This is a genomic window from Niallia circulans (assembly GCF_003726095.1).
In the GTDB taxonomy this organism is placed as follows: Bacteria; Bacillota; Bacilli; order Bacillales; family Cytobacillaceae; genus Niallia; species Niallia circulans_A.
The window spans coordinates 3,199,717-3,210,963 of sequence record NZ_CP026031.1 but is presented as its reverse complement, the minus strand read 5'-3'; the positions used below and the strand labels follow the sequence as shown (position 1 = coordinate 3,210,963).

11 protein-coding genes are annotated in these 11,247 nt (G+C 34.2%); all 11 read left to right on the top strand.

The features are described from left to right. The first annotated feature begins 113 nt into the window (after positions 1-113). The 11 genes from C2I06_RS15385 to C2I06_RS15335 all read left to right on the top strand — a co-directional run bounded on the left by C2I06_RS15385 (position 114) and on the right by C2I06_RS15335 (position 11,090). Positions 114-1,787, top strand: a complete 1,674-nt coding sequence (locus C2I06_RS15385) for a type 2 periplasmic-binding domain-containing protein (protein ID WP_095329697.1) — start codon at positions 114-116, stop codon at positions 1,785-1,787. A gap of 199 nt (positions 1,788-1,986) precedes the next feature. After that, the gene (locus tag C2I06_RS15380; protein WP_095329723.1) at positions 1,987-2,841 is read left to right on the top strand and encodes an ABC transporter permease; all 855 of its coding nucleotides are present in this window, start codon (positions 1,987-1,989) and stop codon (positions 2,839-2,841) included. A 13-nt stretch (positions 2,842-2,854) separates the two neighbouring features. Then, a complete protein-coding gene (locus C2I06_RS15375; protein ID WP_123258352.1) occupies positions 2,855-3,748 on the top strand; it encodes a carbohydrate ABC transporter permease in 894 nt (297 codons plus the stop codon). A gap of 109 nt (positions 3,749-3,857) precedes the next feature. Beyond that, complete coding sequence (locus C2I06_RS15370) at positions 3,858-4,481, top strand: YesL family protein (protein ID WP_163185341.1); 624 nt, start codon at positions 3,858-3,860, stop codon at positions 4,479-4,481. 520 nt (positions 4,482-5,001) lie between these two features. Next, positions 5,002-5,820, top strand: a complete 819-nt coding sequence (locus tag C2I06_RS15365; RefSeq protein ID WP_095329699.1) for a transporter substrate-binding domain-containing protein — start codon at positions 5,002-5,004, stop codon at positions 5,818-5,820. Positions 5,821-5,905: 85 nt separating this feature from the next. Further along, the gene (locus tag C2I06_RS15360; RefSeq protein ID WP_095329700.1) at positions 5,906-6,568 is read left to right on the top strand and encodes an amino acid ABC transporter permease; all 663 of its coding nucleotides are present in this window, start codon (positions 5,906-5,908) and stop codon (positions 6,566-6,568) included. Next, a complete protein-coding gene (locus tag C2I06_RS15355; protein WP_123258350.1) occupies positions 6,555-7,277 on the top strand; it encodes an amino acid ABC transporter ATP-binding protein in 723 nt (240 codons plus the stop codon). Before C2I06_RS15360 ends, C2I06_RS15355 begins: the two co-directional genes overlap by 14 nt. A gap of 42 nt (positions 7,278-7,319) precedes the next feature. Further along, complete coding sequence (locus C2I06_RS15350; RefSeq protein WP_123258349.1) at positions 7,320-8,150, top strand: sugar phosphate isomerase/epimerase family protein; 831 nt, start codon at positions 7,320-7,322, stop codon at positions 8,148-8,150. A 119-nt stretch (positions 8,151-8,269) separates the two neighbouring features. Continuing rightward, the gene (locus tag C2I06_RS15345) at positions 8,270-9,112 is read left to right on the top strand and encodes a PfkB family carbohydrate kinase (protein ID WP_123258348.1); all 843 of its coding nucleotides are present in this window, start codon (positions 8,270-8,272) and stop codon (positions 9,110-9,112) included. A gap of 91 nt (positions 9,113-9,203) precedes the next feature. After that, positions 9,204-10,172: an SIS domain-containing protein gene (locus C2I06_RS15340; protein WP_123258347.1), complete on the top strand. Its 969-nt coding sequence runs from the start codon at positions 9,204-9,206 to the stop codon at positions 10,170-10,172. A 180-nt stretch (positions 10,173-10,352) separates the two neighbouring features. After that, positions 10,353-11,090: a GntR family transcriptional regulator gene (locus tag C2I06_RS15335; RefSeq protein ID WP_095329705.1), complete on the top strand. Its 738-nt coding sequence runs from the start codon at positions 10,353-10,355 to the stop codon at positions 11,088-11,090. Positions 11,091-11,247 lie beyond the last annotated feature (157 nt).

The following is an 11,247-nucleotide window of genomic DNA, read 5'->3' as shown; positions in this document are numbered from 1 at the left end:
TTTAATATATTCATCTCTTTGTTAATCCAGTAAACTTTAACTATATTTTGGCAATATGTAAGATTTCTTAAAAAACTTGTTTTTAACTTATATAAAAAGAGGGAGGACATTTTATGAAATACAAAACATTTTGTAAGCGTGCGGCATTTGGATTGATGGCAACTTCATTAACACTATCACTAGCTGCATGTATGGATAATTCTTCATCCGGTGAGAGTATGACAGAAGATGGGAAAACTATTATTAAAATGGGGCGAGTAACCGCAGCTAATTCTAAATTGCCTGAAGGAGACACCTATGAAAACAATGCGTACACAAGATTAGTAGAAAAGAAATTAAATGCTAAAATAGTGGATCAATTCGAAGCAGAAGGTGAGGACTACAATCGTCAAGTAGCACTTGCAATTGCATCAGGTGAGTTACCAGACATGATGCGTGTAGATAGTCGTGAAGAGCTAAAAGAGCTAGTGGAAAATGACCTAATTGCTGACTTGACAGAAGTATATGATAAAAATGCAAGCGATTTCATAGAAGAAGTTTATGGTACGTATGATAACAAAACGTTAGAAGCTGCTACATTTGATGGAAAATTGATGGCTATTCCAGGTACAATTGGCGATTCTGCACCAAATATAGTGTGGATTAGGAAAGATTGGATGGAAAAGTTAGATATTAAATTAGATGCAGATGGAGATAGACAAATTACTTTAGATGAGTTAGAAAGCACAGCAAAGGCATTTGTTGATAATGATCCAGGTGATACAGGAAAGCCAGTGGGTATACCATTTGCTTCTTGGTTAAATGCAGGTGATTACGGTGGAAGCGGCATGAATATGACTAGCATTGCCGGAGTGTTCAATGCTCATCCTCGAATGTGGTTAGAAGATAATAAAGGAAATATTGTCAATGGTTCTACAACTGAAGAGACGAAACAAGCATTAGGGGTAATGGCAGATTGGTTTAAAAAAGGTATCATAGATCCTCAGTTCGGAACAAGAACATGGGATGATATTATGGCGCTTGTTACTAATGGTCAAACTGGGATAGTTACGGGACCATGGCATATACCAGATTGGGGATTATCAACAGTAAGGGGAATGGATAAGAATGCTGAGTTTGCCGCATATGGAATAGAAGGAGAAAACGGAAAAGTAAATGTATTTCATAGTAACCCAACAGGTCAATTTATTGTTGTCCGAAAGGATTATGAGCATCCAGAATTAGCAATAAAAATTTTAAACTTATTCTATGATGAAATTGTAAATGCGGATGACTTACAGAAAGATTATCCAGAAATCTATAAATATGGCGAGTTAGCAGTGGACGGTTCCACAAGGCCATTTAATATCGAAGTATATAAATCCACAAATATTATAGATGAATATAAATATATTCAAGAAGCAGTGGAAGGGAAAATTTCCATAGATGATATTCCTACTGCTGGTTTAAAAATTGATACGAAAAGTATAATGGCATATCAGAAGGAACCAGAAGGAGCAGGGACTTCCGAGTGGGCAAAATATCATTCTAGAATGCTCGGAATGAGTTTGATTGATAAATTCACAAAAGAGGAGCAATTCAATTGGACTACTCCAGTATTTTTCGGTAACACCCCAACCATGGAGAAAAAGGGTGCTAATCTTTTGAAACTAGAAGAAGAAGATTTTATTAAAATTGTAACAGGTAATAAACCATTAGATTATTTTGATACATTTGTAGCTAATTGGAAGAAACAAGGAGGAGATGAAATAGCTGCTGAGATAAAAGAAGAGTTAGCTGATAAATAATATAAATTTAAAGCTGTTCTAATCATGGAATCCCTTTGTCAGGAAGGAAAGATATTATTAGAACAGCTGAATGGTAGGGAGGAATAATATGTTTCAGCAGCCGCATTTAAAAATAGAAAATGGTAAAAATTCATTACCTAGCGCTAAAAGGAAAAAATCAAAAAGAATAGTAACGAAAGAAGAGCTGTTTTATCATTCGATGTTGCTTCCTGGGATGATTTTTTTGATTATCTTTACGTTTGTCCCAATGTTTGGGGTAATCATGGCATTCCAGAATTATGTACCCGCAAAAGGAATAATGGCTTCAGAATTTGTTGGCTTCGAACATTTCAAGTATATGTTCTCTTTACCTGATATTGGGAAACTATTCAGAAATACAATTGTTATCGCTATTGGAAAAATCGTTTTAGGATCTCTGTTGGCTATTGTTTTTGCCATTTTATTAAATGAAGTCAGATTGAAACTGCTGAAGAAATCTATTCAAACAATTGTTTACTTACCACACTTTCTTTCATGGGTGGTACTAGCATCTGTGGTTGTTAATATGTTCAGCTTAGATGGAACAATCAATCAGCTTCTAGCCTTCTTTGGCATGGATAAGCAGAATTTCCTTGGAAGTAATAAACTATTTCAACCATTGCTGATAGGGACAGACGTATGGAAAGAGTTTGGTTTTAATTCGATTGTTTATTTAGCCGCATTAACTGCTATTGATCCTGGGCTTCATGAGGCAGCAAGCATAGATGGAGCGAATTGGTGGAAACGCATATGGAACATTACCCTTCCAGGTATGCTGCCAATTATCCTGTTGTTGGCCGTATTAAGTTTGCCTAACGTTTTAAATGCTGGATTTGACCAAGTGTATAATCTCTATTCCCCAATGGTATATGAATCAGGTGATATATTGGATACTTATGTCTACCGAGTGGGATTAATAGGGCGAGAATATAGCTTTGGTACTGCAGTAGGTTTATTTAAATCGGTAATTGGAATTATCCTGATTCTATCAGCAAATAATGCAGCAAAAAAATATACGGATCGCAAATTATTCTAGGAGGGGAGAACATATGATAGAAAATAAGAGCTTTTCTGCAAAATGTGGCAGATTAACTATTTATGCAATCGTTATTTTCCTTGCCCTTACTTGTTTGCTTCCACTGTGGAATATTGTAGCGATATCATTTAGCGGAGGCGATGCCGTAGCTAGTAATAAGGTTGGTCTAACACCAATTAATACGACCTTAGAGGCATATAAAATGATTATGGATGATAGTCAATTTTGGCGTTCCTTTGGTATTTCCATTCAGAGGGTAATTTTGTCCTCGGTTATTAACATGGTATTAATTGTTACAATGGCATATCCTCTTTCAAAAACCAAAAGAGAGTTTAGAGGTAGAGGAATCTATATGAATCTGCTTATTTTTGCCATGCTGTTTAATGGTGGAATGATTCCAACCTATTTGGTTGTTAAAAACCTTGATATGTTGAATACGATTTGGGCACTAGTTCTTCCAGGAGCTGTTCAGGTTTTCAGCATTATTCTTGTAATGAACTTTTTTATCGGCGTTCCCAAATCACTAGAGGAAGCAGCAATTATGGATGGTGCCAACCCATTGCAGGTACTGATTAAAGTATATATACCGATATCGATGCCTGCTTTGGCGACAGTTGCTTTATTTAGTATCGTCGGAAACTGGAACGACTTTTTCTCAGGATTGATTTATATGACAAAAGTAACTAATTATCCATTAATGACATATATCCAGTCATTGACAATCAGTATTGAGGAAATGCTAAAAGCTGGAGCAACTTCAAGTGACCTAGCAAATGCAGGAGAAGTATCTAATAAGAATCTTAATGCAGCAAAAATTGTTGTTTCATGTGTTCCATTGCTATTAATCTACCCAATCCTCCAAAAATACTTTATCACTGGTATTGTAGTAGGTTCAGTGAAAGAATAGCCTTATTGATTTGATTAAAAGAAAAAAGTAATGAGGTTATCGGTTTCATTAATTCTTGTAGTTTTAATGAAACCGATAACCTCTAATCTTTGGAAGGGAAGGATTTACAGTGAACAATATTTTTGAATGGAACGGACCCGTTTATCGATTTCTAGAAAAAATAGTTAATTTATTACTATTAAATGCTCTATTTCTTCTTTTTTGTTTGCCTATTGTCACAATAGGATCTGCACTAACAGCTATGTATTCGATAACAATAAAAATGGCTAAAAATGAAGATGTATCAATCGTTAAAGCGTATGTCGCTACCTTTCACAAAAACTTTAAACAGAGTACGATCATCTGGTTGATTTTATTAGCAGCCGGCATTATTTTGTATATGGATTACTATTACCTAAATCAATATAAAGGAAACTTGGTCTTTCTTGTTAAAGTAAGTCTAGGACTTTTTTCTTTTGCTTATATAATATTGTTTAGCTTTATATTTCCTTATGTTGCAAGATTTAAAAATTCAGTAAAGGATTCAATCATTAACACTTGGAAAATAGCGCTAGTTCACCCTTTTAAGACAATTTCCGTCCTAATGGTTACTGGGATTCCTATTATAGCTTTGGGAATATCGGTCTATTCCCTTTTCTTTCTTTTATACTTTAGTCTATTTATTGGTTTTTCCTTTTTTGCTTATATTAATACTCTTATCATTCTCCATATTTATGAAGGATATGAGAGGTGAAGAGGGAATAGTCCCTCTTTTTCGCCGCCCTTGTCGTTACTTGTCAAATGCCGTCAAACATGTCAAAAACCCTCGAAATATTTCGTCTTTTATTAGTTGTATCTCTATTTCCACAGTGTTAATATTAATTCTGAAAACGTTTTCTTCATGTTGATACATTACTATAAAAAGTTTGTTGACGCGATTCTCTATCTTTCAAGAGTATCTATTTAGGTATTCTTCTAACAAAATGTAGTGAATAAGGGAATATATTGATATTGAATTTTATAAAGTTTGAAAGTAGCTCTAAAAAAATAGTATTTACATCTTTTTTGAATAGTAAATGATCAAATAACTCGTCAATTGAAAGTTTATTGAAAATTTTCAGAAAAATTATTGACAGTTTTTATTTTCGATATTATTATAACGTTATATAACGTTACATAAATAACTTGGTATGTAACTTATATATATTTTAGTGAAAATTTTTAAAAGAATCGTTCAATGCTAAGAAAAATATTAATTAAAGGAGAGAGATTTAATGGGGAAATTAGTTGAGAAATTGTCATTAGTAGGATTATCTAGTTTGTTAGCCCTTTCCTTAACAGCATGTGGTTCGGCAAAAGAGACTTCCTCTAAAGCAGGGTTAGAGGGGCTTCGTGAAAAAGGAAAAATTGTAGTAGGTACAATGGCTGCGACTCCACCTTATGAATATCATCTAGTTGAAAATGGGGAAGACAAAATTGTTGGATCAGATATTAAGCTATTAGAAGAAGTAGCAAAAGACTTGAAGGTAGATTATGAAATTAAGGACATGGACTTTGATGGATTATTAGTAGCCATGCAGAGTGGAAAAGTTGATATGATTATTTCAGCAATGAGTCCTACAGAAGAACGAGAAAAAAATGCTGACTTTTCCAATGTTTATTATAAAGGACGAAATGTTATGATGGTTCGAAAAAGCAACTTGAATAAATATACAACTCCTGAAAGCTTAGCTGATAAAAAAATAGGCGCTATAAAAACATCTGTACAACAGAGTATTTTGGAATCAGAATTACCGAATGCAACCTTGAAGTTACTCGGAAAATCTACAGAACTTTCCTTAGATTTGGCGAACAATAAGGTTGATGCAGTATTAGTAGATATTCCTACTGCTACCCTACTTGCTAAGGGTAATCCGGATATTGTAGCAAGTGAAGTTTATTATGAAGACCCTTCAGCTGGTGCTGCGATTGCTTTACCTAAAGGCACAGATAAGGAAATAATGGATGTAATTAATGCTACGATTGATCGAGTAAAACCAGACTATGAACAATGGTTAAAAGAAGCGATGGATGGTGTGGAATTAGAAGAATAAGAGATAAGAAAGAGAGAATAGAAATATTTAGTCACAAAACATCTTCTAGAAATGAAAAATACCCTAAATATTGTAGGTGATAATGTTGAGTTTTTCTTTTTTAGAGCAGTACTATCCATATTTCCTAACAGGTATATATATTACTATTCTACTTGCTGTCATTGCTGTAGTTTTAGGAACTATTTTAGGAATTGCTTTAACCCTATTACGTAGGTCAAGGTTTAAGGTAGTAAAAATTATTGGTGATATATATGTGGAATTTATTAGAGGTACCCCTCTCCTTGCTCAAATATATATCATCTATATTGGAATTCCGTTGATATTTAAGGGATGGGATATACCGGATTTGATGGTTGGAGCAATTGCGTTATCTCTTAATGCGGCTGCTTACATTTCAGAAACGATTCGATCAGGAATTGAAGCAGTCAGTAAAGGACAAATGGAAGCAGCAAGAAGTTTAGGTATGAATCAAAGGCAGGCGATGTTTGATATCGTCCTTCCTCAAGCATTTAAAAATATTCTTCCTGCACTTGGGAACCAATTTATTGGCAGTATAAAAGATTCATCCATTGTATCCATAATAGGCGTAGCTGAACTTATGTATAAGACAACTATTGTTAGAGGAAATACAGCACTGGGGTTGGAGCCAATTTTAGTAGCCTCTTTAGGATATTTGATCATGACTTTTACATTAACGCAACTCCTAGGAGTGGTTGAAAGGAGATTGAAAGCAAGTGATCGACGTTAAAGGACTGCATAAAAGTTACGGAAATCATGAAGTGTTAAAGGGGATTGACGTAAAAATCAATAAAGGAGAAGTGGTTGTTGTAATTGGTCCTTCTGGTTCAGGAAAAAGCACTTTTTTGAGGTGTTTGAATTTGTTAGAACTACCGACAAGTGGAAGCATAAAGGTGGAAGAGCAGGAGATAACAGCTCGAAAGGTTAATATTGATAAAGTAAGAGAGAGAATGGGAATGGTTTTTCAGCAATTTAATCTTTTTCCCCATAAAACAGTTGCCCAAAATATTTGTCATGCTCCCATAAAAGTAAAAGGGATGAAGCAAACCGAAGCCCAAAATTTGGCCAAGGACTTATTAAAAAAAGTAGGACTGTTAGAAAAATATGATGCATATCCTTCCTCCCTGTCTGGTGGTCAGCAACAACGAATAGCTATTGCCAGAGCATTAGCCATGAAGCCGGAAGTAATGCTATTTGATGAACCCACATCTGCATTAGATCCAGAAATGGTTGGAGAGGTATTAGCAGTTATGAAGAATCTAGCTCAAGAAGGAATGACAATGGTAGTGGTAACACATGAGATGGGTTTTGCCAAAGAGGTTGGAGATCGTATTCTATTTATGGATCAAGGTTATATCATGGAAGAAAACAATCCAAAACAATTTTTCGGAAACCCAACTCATCCTCGAACAATTGATTTTTTATCGAAAGTATTGTAAGTATCTTAAAATCTATCAAGTTATATGAAAGGTGTGAGAGGAATGGCTTTAATTACTAGAGAACAAATAGCAGGAATGAATATTCATTATATGCGCTATTCTTTAGATTATTTTTTACAAGCACAAGTAAAAGCTGGGATTCAATCCATAGAGTTTTGGACTGGTGTACCTCACTATTATTTAGATCCTACGACTTATTCAGATTGTAAAGCCTTGAAAAAAAAGATTGATTCCTATCATTTAGAAATGAAAGTATTTACTCCTGAAAACTGTATGTATCAATTTCAGTTTGCCTCTCTGAAACCAGAGATTTTCGAAAAAAGCTTACACTACTTTACTAATGGTATAAAGGCTGCTGCTGAACTAGGTTGTAAAATAATGCAATGTAATTCTGGATGGGGATATCTAGATGAAGATCGAGAAGAGGCATGGAAGCGTTCTAGGGAAATGCTTTCGAAACTGGCTGATACTGCAAAGTCGGAGGGAGTTACACTTGCGTTGGAAAGTTTACGCCCAGAAGAATCTAATCTAGTTACAACATTACAAGATACTAAAAGAATGATAGAGGAAATTAATCATGCCAATGTAAAAGTTCTAGTAGATACTACTGCTATGGGGGTGGCAGGGGAAACCTTACAAGAGTGGTTTGATGTATTCGGTAGTAAGATTATTCATACTCATTTTGTGGACGGAAACCCATATGGTCATTTAGTTTGGGGTGATGGTAAGCATGACTTAGAACAGTTTCTTATTACACTTAAACAAAACGGATACGAGGGATACTTAGGGCAAGAAATCACAGATTCAAGATACTTTATGGATCCCGCAGCCCATGATTGTCGAAATATGAAAGAATTTGAGAAATATATGTAGAATTTATAAGATTTGCAAGTAATAGTCAGAATAGTATTGACAATAACATAAAGACAAATTAGTATAACGTTATATAACGTTATACTAATGAGGCTGATTAAGTGAGGTGACATGACATCATGAAGGTAATCGGATTGGGAGATAATGTCGTAGATAAATATGAACACATTCAGACTATGTATCCTGGAGGAAATGCACTTAATTTTGCAGTATTTGCAAAAAAATTAGGTGCAGAAGCGGCTTTTTTAGGAGCATTCGGTTCAGATTTAGAGAGCCAACATGTACAAGAAAGTATTACCGAAATGGGGATAGATATCAGCCACTGCAAATTATACAAAGGAGAAAATGGTTGTGCTCGAGTGACACTAAAAGATGGGGATCGAGTATTTTTAGGAAGTAATCGATGTGGGGTTTTAAGACAATTTGGTTTGAACTTAACGGAAGAGGATTATTCCTATTTAACATCTTTTGATCTAGTACATACGGGTTTGTATGGCTTTGCGGAAACGGAATTGCCAAAGATTAAACAGTTAGGAATACCAATTGGATTTGATTTTTCTTCTGATTTCACAATGGAGCAAGTAAGACGAATAAGCAAAGTAATCGATTATGCTTATTTTTCCTGTAGTCATATGAAACTAGATGACATTTTAAATTTATGCCTGAATGTTACTCATATAGGCTGCCAATTGGTATTGTGTACTTTAGGAGAAAAAGGGGCCATTTTATTTGATGGAAACAAATTTTATATGCAAGAGTCCTTCTTTGTGAAACCCAAAGATACGATGGGAGCAGGCGATTCCTTTATTACTTGTTTTATCTATCACTATGGAAAAGAAATTAAAGATGGAAAAACAGATACAGAGTCCATTATTAAAGAAAGTCTCAAAAAAGCAGCAGCATTTTCATCTGAACAATGTCTAGTTGAGGGATCATTTGGATTTGGCAAGAAATATACATAATGATTGATTTTAAGGTGGTGGTAGATAGGTAAATACTTCTTACATTTTTGAAATAAAAATCTATTAACTTAAAATATTGGAGGTAATCAAGATGGAACTTAATCAAATTATTGGATCAATTAAGGAAAGACAACCGAACATTAAAAGTGTGTTTTTTGTTGGATGTGGAGCATCTAAAGCAGAATTGTATCCTGCAAAGTATTTTCTAGAAGCTAATGCCAAAACTCTGCGTGTAAGTTTATATACAGCAAATGAATTTAATTATGCAACCCCAATTTCTGTTGACGATACAAGTATTGTTATTACTTGCTCACTAGGTGGAGCCACTCCTGAATCAGTAGAAGCAACAACAAAAGCAAAAGAATTAGGCGCACATGTTATTGCAGTAACACATGTGGAGGGATCTGCTTTAACAAAAGATGCAGGTTACATAGTATATCATGGATTTGAGGCTAATTATGCTGCTAAAATGGAGAAAATGACAAAAGTATTAGGATTAGCTACAGAAATACTTCATCAATATGAGGGTTATGAGAATTATGACAAAATGATAGATGGTTTCGGAAAAATTTATGAACTTATCGAAAAGGCTGCTTCCACAGTTTTACCAGATGCCAAAGCTTTTGCGGAAGCTTATAAAGATGATGAAGTAATTTACGTCATGAGTAGTGGAGCAACACATGAAGTGGCTTATTCCTTTTCTATCTGCTTGTTAATGGAAATGCAGTGGATTAATTCGGGGACATTTCATGATGGAGAATTTTTCCACGGTCCCTTTGAAGTGGTAGAAAAAGATGTTCCGTTCCTATTGTTGATGAATGATGGAAGAACCAGACCTATGGATGCAAGAGCGCTTGAATTTTTGCAGCGCTTTGATGCTAAAACAACTGTGGTAGATGCAAAAGACTTTGGGCTTGGTTCAGTTATAGCTTCTGAAGTAGTAGATTATTTTAATCCAATGTTAATTTCCGGTGTCTTGCGGGTATATGCAGAACAATTATCCTATATCCGTAATCATCCATTAACTAAAAGAAGATATATGTGGAAATTAGAGTATTAATGGCAAAGATATTTTGAACATCAAAAAGACTGTCTCAAAATCGTGTGACCATGATTTTGAAATAGTCTTTTTTCTTTTAAATGGAGGAATGGAATAGGCTAATAAGAAAAGAATTGTTTAAAATTAAAATAATAGTAAGATATAATAAAGAAAAGAAAGGTGAAAAGGAGGTAATAAAATTTGCTTAATAGTAACAGCTCTACTCCTTTATACATACAGCTTAAGCAAGCGATTGCAGATGATATAAATGATGGAATATATACGCATGGTGAAAAATTGCCAACTGAACCGGAACTTTGTGAAAAATATAAAGTAAGTAGAATTACTGTTCGAAAGGCGGTATTGGATTTAGTAAATGAAGGTTATTTAATTAAGAAACAAGGAAAGGGTACATTTGTTAATCATGTTAAGATAAAACGTGAATTAGTTGCTGTTAATGGTTATTCTGAATATATGAATTCCACTGGTAAAATGCCCAATCCTAAAATAATTTCTTATGAAGTAAAAGAAGTGAACAAAGAAATAGCAGAGAAATTAAAAATTGATACGAATAGTCCTGTTCTCGAGTTAAAGCGACTACTCCATTTAGATAATGAACCATTATTGCATGAAACTTCCACCTATTCCTTAGAGCTTTTTCCGGAATTAGACCGATACGTGGAAGAAAATAAATCTATGCATAAAATCCTAAACGAAATTTATGGAAGGATTCCTGCATTTAATAATAAGATATTAAATGTTATATTAGCTAATAGTGAATTGGCAGGTTATTTACAGTGCAATATTAGTGATCCTCTTTATCAATTGGAAAAAGTAGCATACAATAAAGATAAAGACCCCTTATATCACTCTCTCCTTTACTATAATGTAAATAAAGTAAGCTTTACCATAACAAGTGAATTCGAATCAACCGATTAGAGAATCTGTAGGGCGAATTATTCTAAAGACATTTTTCTTTAGCAAGTTTACAAAATGTATATATATGCATAGAACCATCTTTCATTAAATGAAAGATGGTTTACTATATAGAAAGAAAATAGGAATTAAAACAGCATAATTCTTGGGGGACAGAGAA